Here is a 24,883-nt window from a genome sequence, read left to right on the forward strand (position 1 = left end):
CGTGACGAACGCACACGATCAGCCGGGCGCCGGGCGTCCGGAGCCGCAGTACGGCGAGTACGCGCCGCCCGGCTGGTCGTGGCAGCCGCCGGAGGACGCCGTGGTCGTCCCCGACCCGCGGGGGTCGGAGACCGATCCGAGGCCCGCGACCGCTCCGGCCGCGAAGCCCGTCGCGCATCCCGTCGACCGCCTGCTCACGATCGTGCTGCTCGCGCTCGGCGTGTTCTTCGCCGTGCCGACGCTGCTCGATCCCTCGAGCTTCGCGACGACCCTCCAGGAGCTCTACCGCTCCCAGGGCATCGGCACCTACGCGTCGCCGGAGCTCGCGCGGATCCTCGGCGTCGTGGTGGCGCTCGCGCAGTCGCTGATCGTCGCCTTCGCGGTGTGGATCTCGATCCGTCGGCTCCGCGCCGGCAAGCGCGCCGTGCTCGTCCCGATCCTCGGGATCGCGGCGACCGTTCTGCTCTCCCTGATCGTCGCGGCGATCGCCATCCTGGGGGACCCGACGTTCGCGGAGTACGTCACGCGCATGTCGGGCTCGCAGGGCGGCGCGGGCACCGACGTCTAGCGTCGATCCCCGGTCGACCGGACACGGAAGAGGCCGCCGCTCCCGAGGGAGGGCGGCCTCTTCCGCGTCCGGGCCGGAACGCTCTAGGCGCCCGCTCCCGCGCTGATGCGTCCCCCGACGCCGCGGGCGTCGCGCTTGCCGGCGACGTCCTTGCGCAGCTCCTTGGGGAGCGAGAACATCAGGTCCTCCTCCGCGGTCTTGACCTCCTCGACGTCGCCGTACCCGGCGGCGGCGAGGTCGTCGAGGACCTCCTGGACGAGCACCTCGGGCACCGAGGCGCCGCTGGTGACGCCGACGGTGCGGATGCCCTCGAGCCACTCCTGCCTGATCTCGCTCGCGTAGTCGACCCGGTAGGCGGCCTTCGCGCCGTACTCGAGGGCGACCTCGACGAGGCGCACGGAGTTCGAGGAGTTCGCGGAGCCGACGACGATGACCAGCTCGGCGCCCGCGGCGACCTTCTTGATCGCGACCTGGCGGTTCTGAGTGGCGTAGCAGATGTCGTCGCTCGGCGGGTCCTGCAGGTTGGGGAAGCGCTCGCGGAGGCGGCGGACCGTCTCCATCGTCTCGTCGACCGAGAGCGTCGTCTGCGAGAGCCAGACGACCTTGTCCGGGTCCTTCACGACGATGTTCGGCACGTCGTCGGGGCTGCCGACGAGGGTGACGTGATCGGGGGCCTCGCCCGCGGTGCCCTCGACCTCCTCGTGGCCCTCGTGGCCGATGAGGAGGATCTCGAAGTCGTCGCGCGCGAAGCGGACGGCCTCGCGGTGCACCTTCGTCACCAGCGGGCAGGTCGCGTCGATCGCCTGGAGGTTCCGGTCGGCCGCCCCCTGGACGACGGCCGGCGAGACGCCGTGCGCGCTGAAGACGATGTGGGATCCCTCGGGCACCTCGTCGACCTCGTCGACGAAGATCGCGCCCTGGCTCTCGAGCGTGGAGACGACGTGCACGTTGTGCACGATCTGCTTGCGCACGTAGACGGGGGCACCGTAGTGCTCGATGGCCTTCTCGACGGCGACGACCGCGCGGTCGACTCCGGCGCAGTAGCCGCGGGGCGCGGCGAGGAGGACGCGCTTGCGGCCCTCGACGGGGACGTCGCGCAGACGCCCTGTGGCGCGGGGCATGCGCGGCATGGGCAGGCTGATCGGGACTTGGCTCACCCCCTGATTCTACGCGGTGCATCCTGTGCCCGGGCCGTCCCGGTGTCGGACCCGTCCCGTACCGTTGTCGTCGCGGGAGGGCACTCCCGCCTCCCCCGTCCCCCGAGCAGAGGCAGCGATGACCGACGCCCCACCCACCGCCGACGCCCCCTGGCCGGTCGGCCTGCTCGCGAGCAAGATCAAGGGCTGGATCGAGCGGCTCGGCACGGCGTGGGTCGAGGGCGAGATCACCCAGTGGGGCGCGTCCGGCGGCAACGTCTACGGGAAGCTCAAGGACCTGTCCGGAGACGCGACGGTCGGCTTCACCGTCTGGTCGTCGGTGCGGAGCCGCCTCCCGGCCGACCTCAAGCAGGGCGACCGGGTCATCGCGCTGGTGAAGCCCAACTACTGGGTCAAGGGCGGCACGCTCTCGATGCAGGTCTTCGAGATGCGCCACGTCGGCCTGGGCGATCTGCTCGAGAAGCTCGAGCGGCTCCGCCGGCAGCTCGCGTCGGAGGGCCTGTTCGACGCCTCCCGCAAGAAGCCGCTGCCGTTCCTCCCGCACGGTGTGGGCCTCATCACCGGCAAGGACTCGGACGCCGAGAAGGACGTGCTGCGGAACGCGCAGCTGCGCTGGCCGGCCGTGCGCTTCCGGGTCGTCCACTCGGCCGTGCAGGGCGACCGGACGGTCCCGGAGGTGCTCTCGGCGCTGCGGACCCTCGAGGCCGACGAGAGCATCGACGTGATCGTGATCGCCCGTGGAGGCGGCGACTTCCAGAACCTGCTCGGCTTCAGCGACGAGGCGCTCGTGCGCGCCGTCGCCGCCTGCTCCACTCCGGTCGTCAGCGCGATCGGCCACGAGGCCGACCGCCCGCTGCTCGACGACGTCGCCGACCTGCGCGCCTCCACTCCCACCGACGCCGCGAAGAGGGTCGTGCCCGACGTCTCCGACGAGCTGCTGCGGGTGCAGCAGGCCCGGCTGCGGATGACCGGCCGCGTGAGCGGGCTCGTCTCGCACGAGATCGACCGGCTCTCGCAGCTGCGCTCGCGGCCGGTGCTCGCCCAGCCGCACGTGCTGGTCGACCGGCACTCCGAGGAGCTGACCCGCTGGGTGGCGCGCGGCGCCGAGCTGGTGGACCGCCGCCTCGAACGCGCGCACCTCGAGGTCGAGCGCCTGCACGGCCACCTGCGGGCCCTCTCCCCGCAGCACACCCTCGACCGCGGCTACGCGATCGTCCAGAACGCGGCCGGTCACGTCGTCCGGGCGCCCGGCGACGCGCCGTCCGGCGGCGCGCTCGTCCTCACGCTCGCGGAGGGGGCCGTCGGCGCCCGCTCCGAGGGGCCCACCGGTGATCCCGCCGGCCGGTCCTGAGCCCGTCGCGCCACCCGTCCCCCTCAGCCCCGATCGATAGGATCAGACCCATGCCCGACTCCCCCGACGCCCCGGCGACCGACTCCGACGTCTCGGGATTCTCCTACGAGCAGGCGCGCGACGAGCTCGTCCGTGTCGTCTCCGAGCTCGAGCAGGGCAGCTCCACCCTCGAGCGCTCGCTCGCCCTCTGGGAGCGGGGCGAGGCCCTCGCCGCCCGCTGCGAGGAGTGGCTGATCGGAGCACGAGCCCGACTGGACGCGGCCCGCTCCGGAGGGGCGGCCGCCGGATGAGCCGCGGCAAGCCGGCGCGGGTCGTCGCCGAGCTCGGGCGCCCGGAGACCGCCGCCGAGACGGCCGCCCGCAAGGCCGAGAACTCCCGGCTCTACCGTCAGCGCAAGACGGTCAACAACCTCGTCTTCTCGCTGCTCGCGACCGTGGGCGCCGTGGCGCTCATCGTCCTGCTCGTCCCCCGCGGCGACACCGTGGAGCTCTCCTCGGTCGACGTCCCCCGCGTCGCCGCGCAGGTCCAGCTGGGCGAGGAGCAGACGCTCGCCGTGCCCTCCCTGCCCGAGGGCTGGAAAGCCAACGCGGCCGAGCTCCGCCGGGAGAACGGCACCGACTACTGGTATGTCGGCCTGATCACCCCGAAGGCGGGCTACATCGGCCTGAGCCAGGGGCTCGACGCGGACGCGGCCTGGGTCGCGACGCAGCTCGACCGCCGGGCGGCGACCGGCGTCGAGACGATCGACGGCCGCGACTGGACCGTCTACGACCACCGCGACTCCGGCGACGACACCGGCAACACGCCCTACGCACTCGAGACGACGGAGGGCTCCAGCACCTACCTCGTCTACGGCACGGCCCCGACGGACGAGATCCGCCGGGTCGTGGACGCCATCACCCCGCAGATCGGCCAGGAGGAGTCCCGATGAGTCTCGGAACCAGCAGCACCGTCCCCCGCGAGTCCCGCCCGCCGGCGTGGGTGTGGAAGGAGATGCTCCGCGGCAACCAGCGCTTCGTCGCCGGCGAGCCCCGCCACCCCCGCCAGGACGTCGAGCGCCGCGCCGAGCTCGCCGCCGCGCAGGCCCCGCTCGCCGCGCTCTTCGGCTGCAGCGACTCCCGCCTCGCGGCCGAGATCATCTTCGACCTGGGTCTCGGCGACCTCTTCGTCGTCCGCAACGCCGGCCAGGTGATCGCCGACTCCATCATCGGCTCGCTGGAGTACGGCGTCGCCGTCCTCGGCGTGAAGGTCCTGCTCGTGCTCGGCCACGACGAGTGCGGAGCGGTCCGGGCGGCGATCCAGTCGCAGGCGCCCGGCGCCGAGCGGCTCCCCCCGCACATCGAGCACCTGATCGAGCCGATCATCCCCGCGGTGCGCCGCCTCGTGGGCGCTCAGCCGGACGGCCGCGTCCTCGTCGACCCGTCGGCGACGGACGCGCTGGCCGTCGGCCGAGAGCACCTGCGCGACACGGTCGCCGAGCTGCTCCAGCGCTCCCCGCTGATCGCGGACGCGGTCGCGACCGGGCGGCTCGCCCTCGTAGGCGCCAACTACCGGCTCTCGGACGGCACCGTGATGTCCGATGTCGTGCTCGGCATCGATCCGCCCGAGCTCAGCCCCTACGTCTCCGAGCTGGAGCGCGACTCCGGCTCGGCCTCCTCCGCCGCCGCTCCGAGCGCGGTGGGATCGGATCCCGCGTGAGCGGCTCCGGACAGCACAGCACCAACCGATCAGACAAGGACGAACACAGCGTGGTGGATCACTCCCCGACCGACGACTCCGGCGACTTCCGCATCGAGCACGACACGATGGGCGAGGTGCGGGTCCCCCGCGACGCCCTCTACGCCGCGCAGACGCAGCGGGCGGTCGAGAACTTCCCGATCTCGGGGGCGGGCCTCGAGCCGGCCCAGATCGCGGCCCTCGCCCGCATCAAGAAGGCGGCGGCGCTGGCCAACGCCGAGCTGGGCGTGCTCGACGCCGACATCGCCACCGCCATCGCCGATGCGGCCGACCTCGTCGTCGGGGGCGGCTACGACGCGCACTTCCCGATCGACGTCTACCAGACCGGCTCGGGCACGTCCTCGAACATGAACATGAACGAGGTGCTGGGCTCACTGGCGACCACGGCCCTCGGCCGCACCGTGCACCCGAACGACCACGTCAACGCCTCGCAGTCCTCCAACGACGTGTTCCCCACCTCGGTCCACGTCGCCGTCACCGGCGCGCTGATCGAGTCGCTGATCCCGTCTCTCGAGCAGCTCGCCGAGTCGCTCGAGGTCAAGGCGGAGCAGTGGGCCGAGGTCGTCAAGGCCGGCCGCACGCACCTGATGGACGCCACCCCGGTCACGCTCGGCCAGGAGTTCGGCGGCTACGCCGCGCAGATCCGCCTCGGCATCGAGCGCGTGCAGTCGGCGCTCCCCCGCGTCGCCGAGGTCCCGCTCGGCGGCACCGCGGTCGGCACCGGGATCAACACCCCCGCCGGCTTCCCGCAGAAGGTCATCGCGCGCCTCGCGGAGGAGACGGGCCTGCCCGTCACCGAGGCCCGCAACCACTTCGAGGCCCAGGGCGCGCGGGACTCGCTGGTCGAGGCCTCCGGAGCGCTGCGCGTGCTCGCGGTGAGCCTGACCAAGATCAACAACGACCTCCGCTGGATGGGCTCCGGCCCCAACACCGGCCTCGGAGAGCTGCGGATCCCCGACCTGCAGCCCGGATCCTCGATCATGCCCGGCAAGGTGAACCCGGTGATCCCGGAGGCCGTCCTCATGGTCTGCGCGCGCGTGATCGGCAACGACGCCACCATCGCCTGGGCCGGCGCCTCCGGAGCCTTCGAGCTCAACGTCGCGATCCCGGTCATGGGGACGGCGCTGCTGGAGTCGATCCGCCTGCTCTCGAACTCGGCCGTGCTGCTCGCCGACAAGACCGTCGACGGCCTCGAGGCCGACGTCGAGCACGCCCGCGCGCTCGCCGAGTCGTCGCCCTCGATCGTCACCCCGCTGAACAAGGTGATCGGCTACGAGGCCGCCGCCAAGGTCGCCAAGAACTCGGTGGCGAAGGGCATCACGGTCCGCGAGTCCGTCGTCGACCTCGGCTTCGTCGAGCGCGGCGAGGTGACGGAGGAGCAGCTCGACAGCGCCCTCGACGTCATGTCGATGACGCACCCCGGCTGAGTCCGGATCTCCGACGGCCCGTCCCTGCGCTCGGCGCGGGGGCGGGCCGTCAGAGCACCAGCCAGAACCCCGCGAGCAGGAACGGCCCGAACGCGACCCGCCCGCGGACGCGCAGCACGAGCACCCACACTCCGGCCATCGCGAAGCCGACGGCGGGCGCGGCGGCGACCTGCTCGGGTCCGAGAGCCGCGAGCGGCGGCGCGAGGGCCGCCTGGAGCTTCACGTCGCCGAGGCCCAGACCGCCCACCGCGTGCAGCAGGCCCAGGCACAGCACCGTCGCGAGGACGGCGAGAAGCGTCCCCACCGTGGGCGCGAGTGCGGTTCCGACCGCCAGCAGCGGGAGCGTGATCGCGTTCGGGAGCCGGTGCCCGCGCACGTCCGCCAGCACCAGCGGCACGCTCGCGAGTGCCACCGGGACGAGGCCGGGCGCCCGATCGAGGTGCGGGGCGGCGACCAGGAGGAGCACCAGGGCGCCCAGGAGCAGGGCGGCCCGGTCGAGCAGAGGTCCGCGGAGCATCCGCCGAGACTAGAGCGCACCGCCACGGGCGCGTCGGAGTTCTCCACAGGGCGGCCCGCCGGAGTGCTCAGGCAGCGGTGGGTCCGACCCCCGGCCTCAGTCGCGCGGAGGCAGCGGTCCCAGCAGGAGCGACGCCCAGGCACCGTGCGCCGACGCGTCGTCGGAGGGGTGGAACTGCCCGGCCAGCACGTCGCGGTAGAGGCGGCCGAGCTCCGACCTGCGCTGGTACGCCGAGCCGCCCGCGATCCGGACGGCGCTCTCGACCACGTGCAGCGCTCCCTCCGTGGTGCGGATCTTCACCCCGACCAGCGAGGGGAACCAGCGCGCACCGCGGTCGACGAGCGCGTCCACGTCGGCCGCCGCCGAGCGCAGGGGCGCCTCGAGCCCGTCGAGCAGCATCCCGGCCTCCGCGACCCGGTGCCGCACCTCGGAATCCTCCGCCAGGGGCCGCCCGCCCGCCCGGAGGGACGTCCGACGGCGCACGGAGGCGACGGCGAGCTCGAGCGCGCGCTGCGCGACACCGAGGTAGACCGAGGAGATCAGCAGCTCGAAGGCCGCGAAGACGGCGAAGACGAAGGGGTCGGCGGTCGGTCCGACGGGCAGCGAGCGGATCATCCGCTCGCGAGGGACGACGACGCCGTCGAGCACCGTCGTGCGGCTCTGGGTCGCCCGCATGCCGAGCGTGTCCCAGTCGTCGCGGACCTCGAGCCCGGCGACCGGCGCCTCCGGGCTCTCGCGGTGCACGAAGCCGTGCACGAGGCGCGGCTCCGTCCCGCTGTCGTCGCGGCCGAACACGCCGAGGCGCGTCCATGCGGGCGCGAGGGAGGTGAAGACCTTCGTCCCGGTGAAGCGGTAGCCGCCGTCGCCGAGCGGCTCCGCCCGCGTCAGCGAGTCCGAGAGCACCAGGTCGTTGCCCGCCTCGCTGTTGCCGAAGGCGAAGACGTGGCCCGCCGCGGCGTCGACGAGCACCGTGCGGAGGGAGTCGTCGCCCCGCTCGAGCAGGAGCCGTGCGATCCCGGTCCACACCAGGTGCATGTTGACGGCGAGCGCGGTCGCGGGTGCGGCGGTCGCCAGGCGCGTCTGCTCGGCGGCCGCCTGCTCCAGGCCGAGGCCGGCACCGCCGAGCTCCTCGGGGACGAGCAGCGCCAGGTACCCGATCGAGCGCAGCTCCTCCAGGTCGTCCGCGCAGAACGCGTTGCGCTCGTCGTAGTCGGCCGCGCGGGTGCGGAAGCGCTCGAGGAGCGCGTCGTCGAGGATGCTCACCCGTCCACGCTACGCCCCGGTGCCCGGGAGGGACGCGTCCGGCCCCCGGGATCCTCGGATCCCGCGGGCCGGACGCGCCGGGTGCCCGTCAGGCGAGCTCGTTCGACTCCAGCATCTCGGTGACCAGCGCGGCGATCGCGGAGCGCTCGGAACGGGTGAGCGTGACGTGCGCGAAGAGCGGGTGGCCCTTCAGCGTCTCGATCACGGAGGCGACCCCGTCGTGCCGGCCGACCCGGAGGTTGTCGCGCTGCGCCACGTCGTGGGTCAGCACCACCCGGGAGTTCTGGCCGACGCGCGAGAGCACCGTGAGCAGGACGTTCCGCTCCAGGGACTGCGCCTCGTCGACGATCACGAACGCGTCGTGCAGCGAGCGCCCGCGGATGTGCGTGAGCGGCAGCACCTCGAGCATCCCGCGCTCGATCACCTCGTCGAGCACGTTCTGCGACACCAGCGCCCCGAGCGTGTCGAAGACCGCCTGCGCCCAGGGGTTCATCTTCTCGGCCGCGTCGCCGGGCAGGAAGCCGAGGTCCTGGCCGCCCACCGCGTAGAGCGGCCGGAAGACCATGATCTTCTTGTGCTGGCGCTTCTCCAGCACCGCCTCCAGCCCTGCGCAGAGCGCCAGCGCCGACTTGCCGGTGCCGGCCCGGCCGCCGAGCGAGACGATGCCCACCTCCGGGTCGAGCAGCAGGTCGATCGCGAGCCGCTGCTCCGCCGAGCGCCCGTGCAGGCCGAACACGTCCTTGTCGCCACGGACCAGCGTGATCTGCCGCTTGCCGGTGACCCTCGCGAGAGCGGAGCCGCGGTCGGAGTGGACGACGAGTCCGGTGTTGACCGGGATGTCGGCCACGACGTCCGTGAAGAGCCGCTCGCGGTCGTAGAGCTCGCTCATCGCGTCGCCGCCGAGCGTCACATCGTCCATGCCGGTCCAGCCGGACTCCGGGGCCTGCTCGGCCAGGTACTCCTCCGCGGCGAGGCCGATGGAGGCGGCCTTCACACGCATCGGCATGTCCTTGGACACGACGGTGACCGCGGCGCCCTCGCTCTGCAGGTTGAGCGCGACGGCGAGGATCCTCGCGTCGTTGTCCCCCATCTGGAGCCCGCTCGGCAGCACCGACATGTTCGAGTGGTTGAGCTCGACCCGGAGAGTGCCGCCCCGGCCGACGGCGATGGGGAAGTCGAGGCGCTCGTGCTGCACGCGCAGCTCGTCGAGGCGGCGCAGGGCCTGCCGGGCGAAGTAGCCGATCTCGGGATCGTTGCGCTTGCCCTCGAGCTCGCTGATGACGACGATCGGCAGCACGACGGCGTGCTCGGCGAACCGGAACATCGAGGAGGGATCCGACAGGAGCACCGAGGTGTCCAGGACGTAGGTGCGGAGGAGCTGATCGGCCGGATCCGAGGAGCCGTGCTGGACACGGCGGTGGACGCCGCCCTGCGTCCCGGTCTGCGGATCCATGCCCTGGGGAACTGTCACGACGACTCTCCACACTCCGGGGGCCGGAGCCCCCGGCTCATGTCCTCGAGCCGGTCTCATCGGTGCGTGTCGTGCACCGCGCAGTGTCCCTTCGGCGTCTGCGCGATGTCGAGCCGTACTTCTGTGGCCGTCTCGACCAGGCGCTGTACCTGATGACTCGAACCTAACCCGGCGAATGACATCCGTGTGCTTCTCACCGCTACGAATGTGTAACCAGTGTGTGAACGCGCGGAATCGGGCCTAGTAGTCGATGCTCGTGGCCGACGAGATCAGGGCGGCGCGGAGCAGCGCGAGGGTCTCGTCGGTGGTGCCGGCGTGCGCGCTGAAGCGGACGGTGCTCGGACGCAGGCGCGCGGTGACCCCGTGCGCGGCGAGGGAGGCGGCCAGCGGGGCCAGCTCCTCCGGCTCCGGCTCGACGACCACGATGCCGGCGCGCTCGTGCTCGCCGCGGGAGCCCACGACCGCCAGCCCGAACTCGTCCGCCAGATCGACGATCGCGCTGACCCGCTCGGCCACGAGCGCGGCGATCGTCGGCTGCCCGACCGCGGCGACCTCCTCCAGCGCCGACGCGAGCCGGGCCTGGGCGATCGGGTCCGGGTTGCTGATGCTGAACGCGCGGGCGTCGCCGCGCGGCGGAGCGACCTCGTCCCACGGCTCCGCCTGCTCCGATCCGGTCCAGCCGGAGAGCACCGGCGTCAGCCGCGACAGCGCCCGCTCGCTGAGCGCGAGGAAGCCCGTCCCCCAGCCGGCGCGGAGCCACTTCTGGCCGCCGGTGACGACCACGTCCGCCAGCTCGTAGGGCGCGTCGACGACGCCGAAGCCCTGGATGGCGTCGAGGACGAGCATCCGGTCGCCGATCACGTCGCGGATCGCTGCGACGTCCGCGAGGTAGCCCGTGCGGGAGTCGACCAGGCTCACCGCGACGGTCGTCACGTCGTCCGTCAGCTGCTCGCGGACCGCCTCCGGCGTCACCCGACCCTGCTCGGTCCGCAGCCACCGGGGCTCCATCGAGCCGAGGGCCTGCGCTGAGCGCACCGCCGCGAACGGCAGGCTCGGGAACTCGGCGGCCGACAGCAGCACCGCGCCCGAGGCGCCGAACAGCGCGTGCAGGAGGCCGGTCGAGGTGTTGGGCTGGAAGACGACGCGGTCGGCGGGGACGCGCACGAGCACCGCCGCGGCCTCCCGGACGCGCTCGTCCTGCCGGAACAGCTCGTCGAGGGTGCCGCTGCGCGCGCGCACCAGCAGCTCGACGGCCGCCTCCTGCTCGGCGGCGACGGTCGCCGAGAGCGGGCCCACCCGGCCGAAGTCGAGGTACCCGGTCTCCTCGCCGAAGCCGGCGAGGTAGTCCTCGGTCGTGGTGGAGGTGGCCTCGTTCGAGCTCATGCCGGCCCTTCCGGTCGGTGGTGCGGCGGGAGCCGCGAGGTCAGCTGCCGAAGCGGCGGTGCCGTCCGGCGTAGTCGCGGAGCGCGCGGAGGAAGTCGACCTCGCGGATGTCGGGGCCGAGCGCCTCCATGAAGTAGAACTCGCTGTGCGCGCTCTGCCAGAGCATGAAGTCGGAGAGGCGCTGCTCCCCCGAGGTGCGGATGACCAGATCCGGGTCGGGCTGCCCGCTGGTGTACAGGTGCTCGCCGATGAGCTCCGGGGTCAGCAGGCCCGCGACGTCCTCGATGGAGGAACCGCGCTTGCCGTGCTCCTCCAGGATGCTCCGCACGGCCTGGGCGATCTCGTGCCGGCCGCCGTAGCCGACCGCGAGGTTGACGTGCAGGCCCGTGTGGGAAGCGGTGCGCGCCTCCGCCGTGTCGAGCGCGGCCACGAGCGACGGCGGGAGGCCCTCGTCGGAGCCGACGTGCTGCACGCGCCAGTCGGGCTGCTGGGAGACCTCCTCGGCGAGGTCGGCGATGATCTCGATCAGCTCGGTCAGCTCGCTGCTGTCCCGCCCGACGAGGTTGTCCTGCGAGAGCAGGTAGAGGGTGACGTGGCGCACGCCGAGCTCGTCGCACCACTGCAGGAACTCGTGCACCTTGGCGGCGCCGGCCCGGTGGCCGTGCGCGGCGGTCTCGAGGGCCCGCTGCCGCGCCCAGCGCCGGTTGCCGTCGATGATCATCGCGACGTGGTTCGGCAGGGAGTCGGGGGGAAGGCTCGAGCGGAGGCGCTTCTTGTAGACGCCGTAGAGGAGGTCCCTTCCCACAGGCAGTCTCGGCTTCGGCACAGTGACACGGTAGTCGACCCGGGGCGCTCCTCGAAGCCCGGCGACGCTCGGCGTCGGCCCGGGGCGGCGTCGTAGTCTGTCCGGCATGAGCCAGCGGCCGACGCCTCCCCCGTCCGATCCCCGCGCCCGCACCGTCCGCGCCGGCGACCCCGTCGGAGCGGACGGCCCCGACCTGCCCGCCCTCCCCCTCGTCGAGGACGCGATCGAGCACGACTCCTCGGCGGAGGTCCGGCCCACCTGGCGCGGCTGGATCCACGCCGGCCTCTTCCCGGTCGCGATCGTCGCCGGAGTGGTGCTGATCGTGGTCGCGGAGGGGACCGCTGCGAAGTGGGCGGCCGCGGTGTTCGCGACCACGTCGCTCCTGCTCTTCGGCAACTCCGCGCTGTACCACCGCTTCGACTGGAAGCCGCGGACGAAGATGATCCTCAAGCGGATCGACCACGCCAACATCTTCCTGCTGATCGCCGGCACCTACACGCCGCTGGCCGTGCTCGCCCTGCCGCCCGCGCAGGGCACCCTCCTGCTGGTCCTGGTCTGGGCGGGGGCGCTGCTCGGGATCGGCTTCCGCGTCTTCTGGATCGGCGCGCCGCGCTGGCTCTACGTGCCGCTCTACCTCCTGCTGGGCTGGGCGGCCGTGATGTACCTCGGCCCGCTCTTCGAGGCCAGCGCGATCATGATGGTGCTCGTCCTCGTCGGCGGGCTCTGCTACTCCGCGGGCGCCGTGATCTACGGCATCAAGAAGCCGAACCCGGTCCCGGGCGTCTTCGGTTTCCACGAGATCTTCCACGCGCTCACGGCCGTGGCGTTCCTCTGCCACTGGACGGCGGCGCTGATCGTCTCGCTCCACCCCGCCTACAACGCGTAGCGGGACCCGAGTCCACCGCGGCGGGCCGGGCTCAGCTCCCGCTGCGCTCCGCCTCCTCGGCGTCGAGCCGCTCCTTCACCTGCGCGGTGTAAGTGGTGCGCCGCACGCGTCGGACCATGTCGAGCGCGAGGAGGACGGCGGCGAGGGCGATCACGAGCATCGTGACGAAGCCGAAGAGGCCCGGCGTGACCGTGTCCTCGTTGAACTCGGGACCCGGAGTCGGCACCGTCGTGGAGGCGAGGACGACGGCCCGCTGGGCGCCCTCGAGCAGCCCGGCGATCACGCGCGCACCTCGTCGGCGACGACGACGCCGGCGCCGTCGGGCTCCGGGGAGACCGGGGCCTCCCCCGAGGTCTCGGGGGCGGGAGCGATCGGCGGGACGACCGCGGTCGGGCCCGGGGCGAGCTCGGCCAGGTCGAGACCGGCGAAGAGATCCGTCTCGGGCGTCGGCGCGTCGACCCGGCTCTCGACGAGCTGGAAGTCGTCGGTCGGCCAGGCGGCGTCGATCGCCTCGTGCGGGAGGAAGAAGAAGGCGTTGTCCGGAGCGACCTGGCTGGCGTGCGCGAGCAGGGCCGCATCGCGCCGGTCGTGGAAGCCGGAGATCACGACGCGCGTGGTCGCGAGGTACGGGGTGTCCTCGTTCCAGCGCTTCATCTCCTCGAAGACCGACAGGCGCGGGTCCTCCGGGTCGATCGAGCGCAGGTGCTCGGCGATCGCCCGCAGCTTCTGGCCGCTGAAGACGCGGTCGTAGTACAGCTTCGAGATCGACCACGGAGCGCCCGTGCCCCGGTACTCCTCGGCGAGGCCCGCCGCGCGGTACGCCTCGACGGCGACCTGGTGGGCGCGGATGTGGTCGGGGTGCGGGTAGCCGCCGTTCTCGTCGTAGCTGATGATCACGTGCGGCCGGAACCGGCGGACCAGGCGCACGAGCGGAGCGGCGGCGGTGGCGAGCGGCAGGCCCGCGAACGAGGCGGCGTCGACCTTCCCGTCCTCGGGCATCCCGGAGTCCACGAAGCCGAGCCAGGCGTGCTCGACGCCGAGCGCCTCGCGGGCGGCGGCCATCTCGTACCGGCGGAGGCCGCCGATGTCGCGCTCGGCGTGCGCGCGGGCCTCGAGGCCCTCGTTCAGCACGGAGCCGGCCTCGCCTCCGGTGCAGGAGACCACCATGACCTCGGCGCCTCGCGAGGCGTAGGCGGCCAGCGTCGCCGCGCCCTTGCTCGACTCGTCGTCCGGATGGGCGTGCACGGCGAGGAGGCGCGGAATGTCCCGCACCTCCGAATCGACGGAGACCTCGACGGCCTGGGACACGATCGCTCGATTCCTCGGGGTTTAATGGGCTCGGCGCTCCCGTCCGCGAAGGACGCGCGCCACCCGTCCAGAGTAGACGCATCACCCAGGGAGTTCCGTGGCCGCCCGCACGTCCGAGAGCGTCGAGGGAGCCGCCGCGCCCGCGCTCGATCCGGACACGGTCCGCGCCGCCGGATCCCTCGCCACCCGCTACGGCCGCACGACGCGCACCCGCCGCGGCAACCGCTGGCTCTTCGGCGGCGTCGCGCTCGCCTTCGTCGCCGTCTTCGCCGCCTGGGTGATCTGGGCCGGACTCGACGGAGCGCGCGGCGGAGTGGACGTCCAGGACACCGCGCACCAGGTCGTCGACGACCGCACCGTCACCGTCTCCTTCGACCTCACCGCGCCCGTCGGCCGCGAGGTCGCCTGCGCGGTCCAGGCCCTCAACGAGCAGTCCGCGGTCGTCGGCTGGCTGGTCGTGGAGTACCCCGCCTCGACGGAGCGCTTCCGCTCGTACACGGAGACGGTCCGCACCACCGAGCTGGCGAACACAGGTTTGATCTCCTCCTGCTGGCTCCCGTAGGCTTGCCCGAAGCCCTGACGGACTCGTCGGGGCCTCGCCATTCCCACCGCCGCCTGACGCCGGCCGTCCCCACCGCCGGACGCGGACACCTCCGCACGGTGCTGCCGGGCGCCGCGAGCGCGGCCCGCAGAGCAGGAGCCCACCATGGCCGACCAGTCACAGGTGACCTGGATGACCCAGGAGTCGTACGACCGTCTCGAGGCGGAGCTCACCGAGCTGTCCACCAACGGACGCGAGGAGATCGCCAAGCGCATCGAGGTCGCCCGCGAGGAGGGCGACCTGAAGGAGAACGGCGGCTACCACGCCGCGAAGGACGAGCAGGGCAAGATCGAGGCCCGCATCCGCCAGCTGACCTCCCTCCTCCGCGAGGCCGAGATCGGCACGCCCCCCGAGAGCCACGGAGTCGTCGAGGCCGGCACCATCATCACCGCCGAGATCGCCGGCGACGAGTCCCGCTTCCTCCTCGGCAACCGCGAGATGGCCGGCGAGAGCGACCTCGACGTCTACAGCCCCCAGAGCCCCCTCGGCTCGGCGATCATGGGCCTGAACGTCGGCGACACCGCCCGCTTCACGGCACCCAACGGGCGGGAGATCGAGGTCCGCGTCGCCAACGTCGAGACCTGGTCCGGCCACTGATCGCACGTCGCGGTGTTCTCCGCGGCGTTGTCGTCGGGCGCGATACCGCCGGTATCGCTTCCTCCTCCGCCTTGCGGAGAACACCGCGACGCACGATCAGCCCTCTCTGAACGGGAGCGGGGCGCCGGCTTCGCGGCGACGACGGAGGACGCGACACCGCCGGTATCGCTTCCTCCTCCGCCTCGCGGAGAACACCGCGACGCACGATCAGCCCTCACCAGACAGGGGGACGCCGGCTCCGCGGCGTTGTCGTCGGGCGCGACACCGCCGGTATTGCTTCCTCCTCCGCCTTGCGGAGAACACCGCGACGCACGATCAGCCATCTCCAGACAGGGGGACGCCGGCTCCGCGGCGACGGCGGAGGACGCGAGATCGCCGGTATCGGCTTCCTCCTCCGCCTGAGGGAGTTCGCCGCGACGCACGCTCAGCCTCTCCGAGCAGAGGACGCCGGCCACGCGGGGGGACCGCGGACGCGGCGCCCGAGAGCGGTCAGTTGCGGGAGATGCGGGGGGCGTAGCCGGCGTCGGTGAGGACCCGGATGACGCGGTCGGCGTGCTCGGGGCCGCGGGTCTCGACGCTGATCTCGATCTCCACCTCGCTGATCTGCAGGCCCCGGCCGTGCCGGGTGTGCAGCACCTCGACCACGTTGGCGTTCGCCTCCGAGATGAGCTCCGCGATGCGCGACAGCTGCCCCGGACGATCCGGCAGCCCGATGCTCATCTTGAGGTAGCGCTCCGACGCGGCCAGGCCCCGGCTGATCACCCGCTCCATCATCAGCGGATCGATGTTTCCGCCCGAGAGGATCACCGCGGTCGCTCCGGCGTCGCGGATCTTCCCGGTCAGGATGGCCGCGATGCCCACCGCGCCCGCCGGCTCCACCACGAGCTTCGCCCGCTCCAGCAGCACCAGCAGAGCCCGGGCGATGTCGTCGTCCTCCACGGTGACGACCTCGTCCACCATCTCGCGGATGATCGCGAAGTTCAGCTGCCCCGGCTTCGCCACCGCGATGCCGTCGGCGATCGTCGGGGAGATCGTGATCGCGGTCGGCTCGCCGCTCGCGAGCGAGAGCGGATACGGTGCCGCATTCGCCGCCTGCACGCCGATGACGCGGAGCGTGCGCCCCTCCTCGGCCGCCTTCTGCTTGGCCGCGGACGCGACTCCGGCGATGAGGCCGCCTCCGCCGATGGGCACCACGATGGTCTCGACGGCGGGGGCCTGCTCGAGGATCTCGAGACCGACCGTGCCCTGACCGGTGATCACGTCGGGGTGGTCGTAGGGCGGCACGAAGACCGCGCCGGTGCGCTCGGCGAACTCCGCCGCCGCGGCGAGCGCCTCGTTGAAGATGTGGCCGCTCAGCACCACGTCCGCTCCGTAGTCGCGGGTGGCTGCGAGCTTGGGCAGCGCGACGCCGATCGGCATGAAGATCGTGGCCTTGATCCCCAGCTCCCGCGCCGCGTAGGCGACGCCCTGCGCGTGGTTGCCGGCCGAGGCCGCCACGACACCGCGGGCCCGCTCCTCCGGGGTGAGCCGCGACATCCGGAACACCGCTCCGCGGATCTTGTAGGAGCCGGTGCGCTGGAGGTTCTCGCACTTGAGGAACACGGGCGAGCCGAGGACCTGCGCGAGGAAGGTGCTCGTCTCCATGGGGGTGGCGGCGATGACGGGGGCGAGGACGGCGCGGGCCGCCTCGTACTCGTGGAGGGCGGGTCCGACGACGCGGCTAGTCTGCATGCTCTGCGGCAACTCTCTCGGGGGTTCGGGTCGGCGAGCGCCAGGCTCCGCTCGCCACGTACTTGACCATGACGTTGAGCGTGGCCACGACGGGCACCGCGAAGAAGGCTCCGGCGATGCCGCCGATGATCGAGCCTCCGGCCACCGCGAGCACGACGGCCAGCGGGTGGACCTTGACCGCCGATCCCATGATCAGCGGCTGCAGGATGTGGCCCTCGAGCTGCTGCACCGCCAGGACGACGATCAGCAGGAAGAGAGCGATCAGCGGCCCGTTGTAGACCAGCGCGATGAAGACGGCCAGCGCTCCCGTCACCACGGCGCCGATGACGGGCACGAAGGAGCCGAGGAAGACCAGCACGCCGATCGGGATCGCGAGCGGGACGCCGAGGAGGAAGGAGCCGAGGCCGATGCCGACCGCGTCGACGAACGCGACCAGGATCTGCACCTTCACGAAGTTCGTGAGCGTCACCCACCCGGCGCGACCGGCACCGTCGACGGCTCCGCGGGCGCGGCGCGGGAAGAGGCGGACGACCCAGCTCCAGATGTTCGGCCCGTCGATGAGGATGAACAGCGTCGAGAAGAGGGTGAGCAGCACGCCCGTCAGCAGGTGGCCGACGGTCGAGCCCACGCTGAGCGCCCCGCTGACCACCATCCCCGAGTCCTGCTGCAGGGCCGTGAGCGCCTGCTGCGCGTACTGGTTGATGTCGGTCTCGGTGAGGTGGAGCGGCGACTCGAGGAGGAAGGCCTTGAAGTCGTCGTAGGACTGCACGGTCTGCCGGCTGAGGTCGTCGAAGCCGGAGTAGACCTGGGTGACGACGAGGAACAGGAGCCCGCCGATCACCACGACGATCCCCAGCTCCGCCAGGACGACGGCGGCCCACTTGGGCCAGCGGTGCCGCTGGAGGAAGCTCGAGAACGGCACGAGCAGAGCGGCGATCACGATCGCGAGCAGGAGCGGGATGACGATCAGCCGCAGCTCGATGACGAGCAGCACGAGCACCGCGAGCGCCGCGACCACGACGAGGACGCGCCAGGCCCAGGCGCCCGCGATGCGCATCCCGTCGCTCACGAAGGCCGAATCGGCGACGGGAGCGGGCCGGGAGGGAGTGGCCGGGGCGACGGGCGCGACGGGCTGGACGGCGCGCGGGCCGGAGGTGCGGCGGGACCTGCCGAGTCTCATCTGCCCAGACTAGGCCCCGGCGCATACCCCGCGCGGTATCCCCGGGGAGCGCTCATGCGGCGGCGCCGACCGCCGCCTGCTCCGGTGCCGGGCCGACCGCGACCGGGCGCCGCGCGGGCAGCACGCCGACCCGCTCCCCCGGCTCGAGGCGGTGCCCCGACGCGTGCTGGACGGTGACCTCCTCCCCCGTCGACAGCCGGACGGTCGAGCGCCGCACCGGACCCAGGAAGCTCGAGGCGAGGACGACTCCGGGCAGGGAGTCGGGAGCGCCGTCGGCCACGACGGCGAGGTCCTCGGGGCGGAGGAACACCGACACGGGCCCGTCCGCCGCCGCCGCGTCGACGAGCGGCAGGCGCACGCCGAGCGCGAGGACCGATCCCGACGAGACCGTCCCCGCGACCACGGTCGAGAGGCCGACGAAGCGGGCCGTGAAAGCGGTCGCCGGGCGCGCGTAGAGGTCCTCCGGTGCGCCCAGCTGCTCGATCCGCCCGGCGTTCATCACGGCGACGCGGTCGGCGACGGCGAGCGCCTCCTCCTGGTCGTGCGTGACGAAGAACGTGGTGATGCCGATCTCGGACTGCAGGCGCTTGATCTCGTCGCGCAGCTGGACGCGGACCTTCGCGTCCAGGGCCGACAGGGGCTCGTCCAGCAGCAGCACCCGCGGCCGCGTGACGAGGGCGCGCGCGAGCGCCACCCGCTGCTGCTGGCCGCCGGAGAGCTCGTGCGCGTAGCGGTCGCCGAGGGCGCCGAGGCCCACGACCTCCAGCGCCTCCCCCGCGGCCGTTCGGCGCTCGCGCGCCCCGACTCCGCGGGTGCGCAGCCCGAACTCGACGTTCTCGCGCGCCCGCAGGTGCGGGAAGAGCGAGTACGACTGGAAGACCATGCCCATGTCGCGCTTCGCCACGGGGACGTGGGCGACGTCCTCCTCGTCGACGAGGATCCGCCCCGCGTCGATCCGCTCGAGACCGCTGAGGGCCCGCAGTGCCGTGGTCTTGCCGCAGCCGGAGGGGCCCAGCAGCGCGATGAACTCGCCCGGCGCCACATCGAACGAGACGCCGTCCAGCGCCCGGGCGGAGCCGTAGTGCCGCTCCACGTCGACGAAGCGCACGCGGGCGCCGGGGAGGGTGGGAGCGGTCACGAGGAGCCTTTCGAGGAGCGCGCCCCGCCCACCGGCAGGCCGATCCGCGCGAGGCGGCCGATCCCGAGCAGGAGGGCGAAGGCGAAGAGGAGGGAGAGCAGCGAGAAGATCACGGCGACGTAGGCGTCGGACTTCGACACCTGCACCAGGCCGGTCTGGAGGGTGGTGCGACTGAGGAGCGAGGCGATCGTGTACTCGCCGAGGACGACCGCGACGGTGATCAGCGCCGCCGCGACCAGGCCCCGGCGCAGGTTCGGCAGGAGGACCCTCCCGAGCACCGCGAGCGGGCCCGCGCCGAGCGAGCGGGCCGCCTCCGAGAGCGTCACGGCGTCGAGCCCGGCGAGGTCCGCCGCCACAGCGCGGTAGGCGTAGGGCAGGACCAGCACCCCGTAGGCGAGAGCGAGCGTCCACGGCGCGGAGCCGGCGACCCGGGTGACGACGGAGTAGACCGGCGCGAGGCCGACGACGAGGACGATGGCGGGCACGGTCAGCGGGAGCAGGCAGACCAGCTCCAGAGCCCGGCGCAGGCGCGGGAGCCGGATCTCGACGAGCAGCATCGTCGGCACCAGCAGGACCAGGACGATGAGGGCGGTGACGACGGCGAGGACCAGCGAGTTGCCGATCCCCTGGAACAGCGAGCGGTAGGCGCGCTCGTTCTCCGGGTCGAGGATCCCCGTCCAGTGCGAGAGGTCGTGGCCGCCGGCGCCGCGGAGCGTGAACTCCGCCATCGCGACGATCGGGACGGCGAAGACGAGCCCGGTGATCACGAGCACCGCCCCGGACAGGAGCCGCGCGGGCCTCATCGCTGCCACCGCCGGGCTCGGCGCTGCAGCAGCGCGTACCCGGACATCAGGACCACCATCACCGCGAGCATCCCGAGCGCGAGGGCGCCCGCGAGGTTCTCGCGGCCCAGCACCGTCTCGCTGACCAGCGCGGCGCGGATCTGCAGCGGCACGATCTGCGCGCCCTGGCTGATCAGCGCCGCCGCCGTGGCGAAGGACGAGAAGGCGTTCGCGAACAGCAGCAGCACGCAGCCGAGGAACGACGGCGCGAGCACCGGGACGGCCACGTGCCGCCAGTAGCCGAGCCGGCCCCCGCCGAGCACCGCGTTGGCCTCGGCCCACTCCGGACGCAGGCCCTCGAGCGCGGGCAGGAACGTGAGCACCATCAGGGGCACCTGGAAGTAGAGGTAGGGCAGGACGAGCCCGGGCAGCTGGTAGAGCCACACGCCGTCGGCGTAGAGGTCGACGCCCGCTCCGGCGAGGAGGGCGGTCACCAGTCCCTGCACGCCGATCGTCGCGATGAACGCGAACGCGAGCATCACGCCGCCGAACTGCGCGAGGACGCTCGCCGCCGCGTCGACGACGGTCCGGAGCGCGCCGCGCGGATCGGAGCCGAGCAGCGCCAGGCACACGACCGCGCCCAGCACCGCGCCGACGACGGCGGTGACGGCCGAGAGCCCGAGCGACGCGCCGAAGGCGGACACCACGACGGGATCCGCGAGGGCCAGCAGGTTCGCCGTGGTGAAGCGGCCGTCTCCGTCCGTGAATCCGGTCGCCACCGCGAGGACCGTGGGAACGGCCAGGAACAGCAGGACGTAGAGCGCGAAGGGGGCGACGCCCAGCACGGCCGGGGCACCGCGCCGTCCCCGGGGCGCGGACGCCCCGGAGACGGCCTCGGCAGGAGCGGTGGTCACTGGATCGCCGCGGCCCACTTCTCGGCGAGGAGCGACGAGGCCGCCTCGGTCTGCTCCTCCGTGAACTGGACGAGGTCGGAGGGAGCGGCGCCGACGGCGTCGAGCGCGTCCTGGTCGACGGTGCCGGCCTCGGTCATCGCGGCCAGGCGCACCGGGTAGGCGCCGGCGGCGAGGTAGAGGTTCTGCGCCGCGTCGGAGTAGAGGTACTCCTGCCAGAGCCGGGCGGCCGCGGGGTGCGGAGCGTCGGCGTTGACCGCCTGGTTGTAGTAGCTGCCGACGGCGGAGCCCGCGAGGACGGTCGTGGTCCACTCGCGGGTGCCCTCGTTCGCCTTCCCGACGGCGAGGTTGTTGTAGCTCCAGTCGAAGACGACCGGGGTCTCGCCCGAGGCGATGGTCGCGTCGGTCGGGTCCAGCGGCAGGAAGTTGCCGGCGTCGTTCAGCTTCTCGAAGAAGTCGATCCCCGCCTGGACGTCGTCGGCGGAGCCCCCGGACTGGAGGGCCGCGAGCTGCACCGCGGCCGCGGCGGCTCCCGCCTGGGTCGGGTCGCCGTTGATCGCGACCGAGCCGCGGTAGTCGGCGCCGAGGAGGTCCTCGAGCGACGTGGGCGCGGGCACCGCGTCCGCGTCGAATCCGATCGACATCAGGCCGGTGTAGTCGTTGACCCAGAGGCCCGACTCCTCCTTGTTCCCCTCGGGGATGTCGTCCCACGACTCGACCTTGTACGGCGCGAACATGTCCGTGTTCGCCAGCGCGACGGCCGGCCCCAGGTCGAACACGTCGGGAGCGGTGTCCTGCCCGGCGAGGTTCTCGGCCGTGCTGATCTCCTCCGCGGAGGAGACGTCGGGGTCGGCGGAGTTCACGGTGATGCCGTACTCGTCCTCGAAGCCGCTGATCAGCTCGCCGTAGTTCGCCCAGGTGTCGGGCAGGGCGATGACGTTGAGCTCGCCCTCGGCCTTCGCGGCCTCGACCAGGGCGTCCAGCCCGCCGAGGTCCGCGGCGGACGTGGCGGACGCGGCGTCCGCGCCGCCGCCGTCGGACGAGGCGGTGGCGCCGCCGGAGCAGGCCGAGAGCGTGAAGACGAGGGCGGTGCCGGCGGCGGCGACCGCGGCGGTGCGCGACAGGCGCTGAATGGTCAAGGGTCCTCCAGGAGTCGGGTGGGCCGCCCCGGTGGGACGGCCTCGGGCACGGTAGGAGCGCCGCGAGTCGGCGAGGGAGCGCGGCGGTGAATGCCGGGAAAACGCCGGGGGCCGAATCGGGGACGGCGATGTCGGGGGCGTTCGCTAGCGTGGGCGGACCATGACCGAGCAGCTCTCCCCCGCGCTGGCGCGCCGCATCGCCCTGGCGGCGCAGGGGTTCGGTGTCCCCCGGCCCTCCCGGGTCGACGCGCGCCGGGTGCGCGCCGCCGTGGACCGGATCCGCCCGCTCCAGCTCGACTCGGTGAACGTCTTCGAGCGGAGCCACTACCTGCCGCTGCTCGCGCGGCTCGGCCCCTACGACCGCTCCCTCCTCGACGCCGCGGCCTTCTCCCCGGACGGCCCCTACGTCGAGTACTGGGCCCATGAGGCCGCCCTCGTCCGCCGCGAGGACCTCCCGCTCTACCGCTGGCGGATGGAGCACTACCGCCGGGTCCGCCTGCCCGAGCACGAGGGCTGGGCCCACGAGAACCGCGCCACCCTCGACTGGCTCCGCGCCGCGCTCGCCGACGGTCCCCTCCGGGCCTCCGAGATCGAGCACGAGGCCAACGTCCGCACGGGCCCCTGGTGGGGCTGGTCCGACATCAAGCGCGGCCTCGAGGTCCTGTTCCGCTGGGGCGAGGTGGTGACGGCGGGGCGCACGCGCTTCGAGCGCTCCTACGGGCTCGCCGAGCGGCTCCTCCCGCGCGAGGTGCTCGACGCCGAGGTGCCCCTCCCCGACGCCGTCCGCGAGCTCGTGCGCAGGGCGGCGCGGGCCCACGGGATCGGCACCCTCGGCGATCTGGCCGACTACCACCGGCTGCTCCAGTCCCCCACCCGCGTCGCGATCGACGAGCTGGTCGAGGCGGGCGAGCTCGAGCCCGTCGAGGTGCGCGGCTGGGAGCGGGGCGGGAGGCCGGTGCCGCTCTGGCGCCACGTCGACTCCCGTCGTCCCCGCACGCTCCGGGCGGACGCACTCCTCTCGCCGTTCGACCCCGTGGTCTGGCACCGCCCGAGGGCGGAGCTGTTCTTCGGCTTCCACTACCGGATCGAGATCTACACCCCGGCCGAGCAGCGGATCCACGGCTACTACGTCCTCCCCGTGCTCCTCGACGACGTGATCGCCGCCCGGGTCGACCTCAAGAGCGAGCGCAAGCGCCGGGTGCTCCTCGTGCAGGCCGCCTGGCTCGAGCCGGGGGCTCCGTCCGGCACGCCGGAGCGGCTCGCCGCACTGCTGGTCGAGGCGGCGGCCTGGCAGGGCCTCGACGCCGTCGAGGTCGTGGGCCGCGGCGACCTCGCGGCAGCCCTCGCCGTCGCGCTGAGGAGGACCGCGTGAGCGCGCCCGGCGGCGTCCTGGCGCTCGCGCTCTCGGAGCGCTGCGTCGCCCATCTGCTCGAGCGCGGGACCGTCGTCGGGGTCGGCACGGGCGAGCTCGCCCACGCGGCCGGGGTCTCCCTCCGGACCTTCCACCGGTACCTCGGCAGCAAGGAGGACTGCGTGCGCCCGGTGCTCGCCGCCGCGATCGCGGCGATGGGACGTGCCCTCCTCGAGCGTCCGCCCGCCGAACCGCTCAACGCGGCGCTCGGCCACGCCTTCGCCGCGGCGGCCTCCGGTCCCCAGCTCGACCGCACCCTCCGACTGATCCCCCTGCTCACCGAGACGTCGGCGATGCGCGCCGTCTGGGCCCAGTCCCTGCACGACGGCGAGGAGGCGCTGACGCCGTTCCTCGCGGAGCGGATGGGGCTCGGCCGCACCTCCCGGCACCGGGCGGCCGTGCTGGCCACCGTCGTCCTCGCCCTGGTCCGGCGAGCGCTGGTCGACGCGGCCGCGAGCGGCACCGACCCGGCGCCGGTCTTCGCCGAGTACCTGACGACCGTCGACGGCGGACCGCTCGCGGCTCCGACCGGCTGACGTCCCGTCCGGCGCGGTGACACGTGCACCGCGGCCCCGAGGCGTGATCCGGGCGGGGCGGCGATCGACGACGGAGCGGCTGCCGGAGGGGCCCGCTAGAAGCGCGAGCCCATCTCGGAGAGGCGGGCGACGCGGTCCGCGATCGGAGGGTGGGTCGCGAAGAGGCGCGCGACCACTCCCGGCTTCGACGGGTCGGCGATCCACAAGTGCGCCATCGAGCTGTTCTGCCGCTGCATCGGGCGTCCCGCGGACTCGAGCTTGAGGAGGGCGCGGGCGAGGGCGTCGGGGTGGCGGGTCGTCAGCGCGCTCGTGGCATCGGCGAGGTACTCGCGCTGACGGGAGATCGAGAGCTGCACGACCGAGGCGACGATCGGCGCGAGGACCATCGACACCAGCCCGACGATCAGGAGCGCCGGGTTGCCCCCGCCGTTGCCGTTGCCGCTCCGCCCGAAGAAGGCCAGGCGGAGGAAGGCGTCCGAGAGGAAGCCCACCGCGACGACGAGACCGAACACGATCATCGAGACGCGGATGTCGTAGTTGCGGACGTGGCCCAGCTCGTGGGCCATCACGCCCTCCAGCTCGGCGTCGTCCATGATCGCGAGCAGGCCGGTCGTCGCGGCGACGACGGCGTGCTCGGGGTCGCGGCCGGTCGCGAACGCGTTCGGCGCCGGGTCGTCGATCAGGTAGACCTGCGGCATCGGGGTGCCCGTCGCGATCGAGAGGTTCTCGACGACCCGGTACAGCCTCGGCTCGTCCGCCTTCTCCACCGGAACGCCGCCGCTGAGCGCGACCGCCTGGCGAGCGGCGAAGAAGTACTGGAAGAACGCGTAGGCGGCGGCGATCACGAGCACCACCACGACGATCGTCGTGCTGCGGTAGACCGCTGCCGCCAGGGCGCCCAGGCCGCCGATGACCGCCAGGAAGAGGACGAGGATCAGGATCGTGTTGCGCTTGTTGCGGGCGATGGCGCTGTACACGGCGGCT

Annotated in this window: 26 protein-coding genes; 11 read left to right on the forward strand and 15 right to left on the reverse strand. The window is 73.0% G+C overall.

Translation table 11 applies throughout. From position 1 onward, the window contains the following. Window position 1: 1 nt before the first annotated feature. Window positions 2-568, forward strand: coding sequence for a DUF6264 family protein (locus C5D44_RS03900; protein WP_104280895.1), 567 nt, complete (start codon window positions 2-4; stop codon window positions 566-568). 83 nt (window positions 569-651) lie between these two features. Here the strand turns inward: C5D44_RS03900 and C5D44_RS03905 are convergent, their stop codons facing one another. After that, window positions 652-1,698 (reverse strand): 4-hydroxy-3-methylbut-2-enyl diphosphate reductase, encoded by a 1,047-nt coding sequence (locus tag C5D44_RS03905; RefSeq protein WP_104277202.1) that lies wholly within the window; start codon window positions 1,696-1,698, stop codon window positions 652-654. A gap of 145 nt (window positions 1,699-1,843) precedes the next feature. Here C5D44_RS03905 and xseA point away from each other — a divergent pair, with 145 nt between their 5' ends. The 5 genes from xseA to C5D44_RS03930 are packed head-to-tail and all read left to right on the forward strand — an operon-like array spanning window position 1,844 to window position 6,240. After that, the gene (gene xseA, locus C5D44_RS03910; RefSeq protein ID WP_104277201.1) at window positions 1,844-3,076 is read left to right on the forward strand and encodes an exodeoxyribonuclease VII large subunit; all 1,233 of its coding nucleotides are present in this window, start codon (window positions 1,844-1,846) and stop codon (window positions 3,074-3,076) included. A 50-nt stretch (window positions 3,077-3,126) separates the two neighbouring features. Beyond that, on the forward strand, window positions 3,127-3,366 hold the full coding sequence (locus tag C5D44_RS03915; RefSeq protein ID WP_104224418.1) for an exodeoxyribonuclease VII small subunit: 240 nt from the start codon (window positions 3,127-3,129) through the stop codon (window positions 3,364-3,366). After that, window positions 3,363-4,007 (forward strand): DUF4245 domain-containing protein, encoded by a 645-nt coding sequence (locus C5D44_RS03920; RefSeq protein WP_104277200.1) that lies wholly within the window; start codon window positions 3,363-3,365, stop codon window positions 4,005-4,007. The genes C5D44_RS03915 and C5D44_RS03920 overlap by 4 nt, the downstream gene beginning before the upstream one ends. Further along, entirely contained in the window at window positions 4,004-4,774 is a 771-nt protein-coding gene (locus C5D44_RS03925) for a carbonic anhydrase (RefSeq protein ID WP_208543312.1), read from the forward strand. The genes C5D44_RS03920 and C5D44_RS03925 overlap by 4 nt, the downstream gene beginning before the upstream one ends. A gap of 50 nt (window positions 4,775-4,824) precedes the next feature. Next, a complete protein-coding gene (locus C5D44_RS03930; protein WP_104277199.1) occupies window positions 4,825-6,240 on the forward strand; it encodes an aspartate ammonia-lyase in 1,416 nt (471 codons plus the stop codon). A gap of 49 nt (window positions 6,241-6,289) precedes the next feature. On the opposite strand, the gene C5D44_RS03935 is transcribed toward C5D44_RS03930, so the two are convergent. The 5 genes from C5D44_RS03935 to C5D44_RS03955 form a co-directional block, all read right to left on the reverse strand. Then, window positions 6,290-6,757, reverse strand: coding sequence for a prepilin peptidase (locus C5D44_RS03935; RefSeq protein ID WP_104280896.1), 468 nt, complete (start codon window positions 6,755-6,757; stop codon window positions 6,290-6,292). A 96-nt stretch (window positions 6,758-6,853) separates the two neighbouring features. After that, window positions 6,854-8,020 carry an acyl-CoA dehydrogenase family protein gene (locus C5D44_RS03940; RefSeq protein WP_104280897.1) on the reverse strand — a complete coding sequence of 389 codons (1,167 nt, stop codon included), beginning with the start codon at window positions 8,018-8,020 and terminating at the stop codon, window positions 6,854-6,856. A gap of 88 nt (window positions 8,021-8,108) precedes the next feature. Beyond that, window positions 8,109-9,473, reverse strand: a complete 1,365-nt coding sequence (locus tag C5D44_RS03945) for a PhoH family protein (protein ID WP_104224423.1) — start codon at window positions 9,471-9,473, stop codon at window positions 8,109-8,111. A 258-nt stretch (window positions 9,474-9,731) separates the two neighbouring features. After that, window positions 9,732-10,874, reverse strand: coding sequence for an aminotransferase class V-fold PLP-dependent enzyme (locus tag C5D44_RS03950; protein WP_104280898.1), 1,143 nt, complete (start codon window positions 10,872-10,874; stop codon window positions 9,732-9,734). Between the two features lie 40 nt (window positions 10,875-10,914). Then, window positions 10,915-11,679 carry an isoprenyl transferase gene (locus C5D44_RS03955; RefSeq protein ID WP_308470806.1) on the reverse strand — a complete coding sequence of 255 codons (765 nt, stop codon included), beginning with the start codon at window positions 11,677-11,679 and terminating at the stop codon, window positions 10,915-10,917. Between the two features lie 106 nt (window positions 11,680-11,785). Here C5D44_RS03955 and C5D44_RS03960 point away from each other — a divergent pair, with 106 nt between their 5' ends. After that, on the forward strand, window positions 11,786-12,565 hold the full coding sequence (locus C5D44_RS03960; protein ID WP_104280899.1) for a hemolysin III family protein: 780 nt from the start codon (window positions 11,786-11,788) through the stop codon (window positions 12,563-12,565). Between the two features lie 31 nt (window positions 12,566-12,596). Here C5D44_RS03960 and C5D44_RS03965 read toward each other — a convergent pair whose 3' ends face one another. Then, window positions 12,597-12,848, reverse strand: a complete 252-nt coding sequence (locus C5D44_RS03965; protein ID WP_244248096.1) for a hypothetical protein — start codon at window positions 12,846-12,848, stop codon at window positions 12,597-12,599. After that, complete coding sequence (mca, locus tag C5D44_RS03970; RefSeq protein WP_258067868.1) at window positions 12,845-13,873, reverse strand: mycothiol conjugate amidase Mca; 1,029 nt, start codon at window positions 13,871-13,873, stop codon at window positions 12,845-12,847. The genes C5D44_RS03965 and mca overlap by 4 nt, the downstream gene beginning before the upstream one ends. Before the next feature lie 97 nt (window positions 13,874-13,970). On the opposite strand from mca, the gene C5D44_RS03975 reads away from it, so the two are divergent. Both C5D44_RS03975 and greA read left to right on the forward strand, forming a co-directional pair. After that, window positions 13,971-14,435, forward strand: a complete 465-nt coding sequence (locus C5D44_RS03975) for a DUF4307 domain-containing protein (protein ID WP_104280900.1) — start codon at window positions 13,971-13,973, stop codon at window positions 14,433-14,435. 144 nt (window positions 14,436-14,579) lie between these two features. Further along, window positions 14,580-15,071, forward strand: a complete 492-nt coding sequence (gene greA / locus C5D44_RS03980; RefSeq protein WP_104225519.1) for a transcription elongation factor GreA — start codon at window positions 14,580-14,582, stop codon at window positions 15,069-15,071. Window positions 15,072-15,560: 489 nt separating this feature from the next. Here greA and ilvA read toward each other — a convergent pair whose 3' ends face one another. From ilvA to C5D44_RS04010, 6 genes are read right to left on the reverse strand one after another with little or no spacing between them, the layout of a single operon-like run. Beyond that, complete coding sequence (gene ilvA / locus C5D44_RS03985) at window positions 15,561-16,802, reverse strand: threonine ammonia-lyase (RefSeq protein WP_104280901.1); 1,242 nt, start codon at window positions 16,800-16,802, stop codon at window positions 15,561-15,563. Next, complete coding sequence (locus tag C5D44_RS03990) at window positions 16,792-17,982, reverse strand: AI-2E family transporter (protein ID WP_104275266.1); 1,191 nt, start codon at window positions 17,980-17,982, stop codon at window positions 16,792-16,794. The genes ilvA and C5D44_RS03990 overlap by 11 nt, the downstream gene beginning before the upstream one ends. A gap of 52 nt (window positions 17,983-18,034) precedes the next feature. Beyond that, window positions 18,035-19,120: an ABC transporter ATP-binding protein gene (locus C5D44_RS03995; protein WP_104280902.1), complete on the reverse strand. Its 1,086-nt coding sequence runs from the start codon at window positions 19,118-19,120 to the stop codon at window positions 18,035-18,037. Continuing rightward, entirely contained in the window at window positions 19,117-19,923 is an 807-nt protein-coding gene (locus tag C5D44_RS04000; protein WP_104280920.1) for an ABC transporter permease, read from the reverse strand. The genes C5D44_RS03995 and C5D44_RS04000 overlap by 4 nt, the downstream gene beginning before the upstream one ends. Further along, window positions 19,920-20,816, reverse strand: coding sequence for an ABC transporter permease subunit (locus tag C5D44_RS04005; RefSeq protein WP_104280921.1), 897 nt, complete (start codon window positions 20,814-20,816; stop codon window positions 19,920-19,922). Before C5D44_RS04005 ends, C5D44_RS04000 begins: the two co-directional genes overlap by 4 nt. Further along, on the reverse strand, window positions 20,813-21,952 hold the full coding sequence (locus tag C5D44_RS04010) for an ABC transporter substrate-binding protein (RefSeq protein ID WP_104280903.1): 1,140 nt from the start codon (window positions 21,950-21,952) through the stop codon (window positions 20,813-20,815). The genes C5D44_RS04005 and C5D44_RS04010 overlap by 4 nt, the downstream gene beginning before the upstream one ends. A gap of 160 nt (window positions 21,953-22,112) precedes the next feature. Between C5D44_RS04010 and C5D44_RS04015 the strand changes: the two genes are divergently transcribed. Then, the gene (locus C5D44_RS04015) at window positions 22,113-23,324 is read left to right on the forward strand and encodes a winged helix-turn-helix domain-containing protein (protein WP_104280904.1); all 1,212 of its coding nucleotides are present in this window, start codon (window positions 22,113-22,115) and stop codon (window positions 23,322-23,324) included. Further along, window positions 23,321-23,899: a TetR/AcrR family transcriptional regulator gene (locus C5D44_RS04020; protein ID WP_104280905.1), complete on the forward strand. Its 579-nt coding sequence runs from the start codon at window positions 23,321-23,323 to the stop codon at window positions 23,897-23,899. Before C5D44_RS04015 ends, C5D44_RS04020 begins: the two co-directional genes overlap by 4 nt. A 95-nt stretch (window positions 23,900-23,994) precedes the next feature. Here the strand turns inward: C5D44_RS04020 and C5D44_RS04025 are convergent, their stop codons facing one another. Further along, the gene (locus C5D44_RS04025) at window positions 23,995-24,876 is read right to left on the reverse strand and encodes a M48 family metallopeptidase (protein WP_104280906.1); all 882 of its coding nucleotides are present in this window, start codon (window positions 24,874-24,876) and stop codon (window positions 23,995-23,997) included. Between the last annotated feature and the right edge of the window lie 7 nt (window positions 24,877-24,883).

The organism is Rathayibacter sp. AY1B5 (genome assembly GCF_002932795.1).
GTDB lineage: Bacteria > Actinomycetota > Actinomycetes > Actinomycetales > Microbacteriaceae > Rathayibacter.

Excerpts from the sequence above, each read along its gene's own strand:
- C5D44_RS03905 (WP_104277202.1), bottom strand. The coding sequence starts at position 1,698 with ATGCCGCGCATGCCCCGCGCCACAGGGCGTCTGCGCGACGTCCCCGTC.
- xseA (WP_104277201.1), top strand. The coding sequence starts at position 1,844 with ATGACCGACGCCCCACCCACCGCCGACGCCCCCTGGCCGGTCGGCCTG.
- C5D44_RS03915 (WP_104224418.1), top strand. The coding sequence starts at position 3,127 with ATGCCCGACTCCCCCGACGCCCCGGCGACCGACTCCGACGTCTCGGGA.
- C5D44_RS03920 (WP_104277200.1), top strand. The coding sequence starts at position 3,363 with ATGAGCCGCGGCAAGCCGGCGCGGGTCGTCGCCGAGCTCGGGCGCCCG.
- C5D44_RS03925 (WP_208543312.1), top strand. The coding sequence starts at position 4,004 with ATGAGTCTCGGAACCAGCAGCACCGTCCCCCGCGAGTCCCGCCCGCCG.
- C5D44_RS03935 (WP_104280896.1), bottom strand. The coding sequence starts at position 6,757 with ATGCTCCGCGGACCTCTGCTCGACCGGGCCGCCCTGCTCCTGGGCGCC.
- C5D44_RS03945 (WP_104224423.1), bottom strand. The coding sequence starts at position 9,473 with ATGGATCCGCAGACCGGGACGCAGGGCGGCGTCCACCGCCGTGTCCAG.
- C5D44_RS03950 (WP_104280898.1), bottom strand. The coding sequence starts at position 10,874 with ATGAGCTCGAACGAGGCCACCTCCACCACGACCGAGGACTACCTCGCC.
- C5D44_RS03960 (WP_104280899.1), top strand. The coding sequence starts at position 11,786 with ATGAGCCAGCGGCCGACGCCTCCCCCGTCCGATCCCCGCGCCCGCACC.
- greA (WP_104225519.1), top strand. The coding sequence starts at position 14,580 with ATGGCCGACCAGTCACAGGTGACCTGGATGACCCAGGAGTCGTACGAC.
- ilvA (WP_104280901.1), bottom strand. The coding sequence starts at position 16,802 with ATGCAGACTAGCCGCGTCGTCGGACCCGCCCTCCACGAGTACGAGGCG.
- C5D44_RS03990 (WP_104275266.1), bottom strand. The coding sequence starts at position 17,982 with ATGAGACTCGGCAGGTCCCGCCGCACCTCCGGCCCGCGCGCCGTCCAG.
- C5D44_RS04000 (WP_104280920.1), bottom strand. The coding sequence starts at position 19,923 with ATGAGGCCCGCGCGGCTCCTGTCCGGGGCGGTGCTCGTGATCACCGGG.
- C5D44_RS04015 (WP_104280904.1), top strand. The coding sequence starts at position 22,113 with ATGACCGAGCAGCTCTCCCCCGCGCTGGCGCGCCGCATCGCCCTGGCG.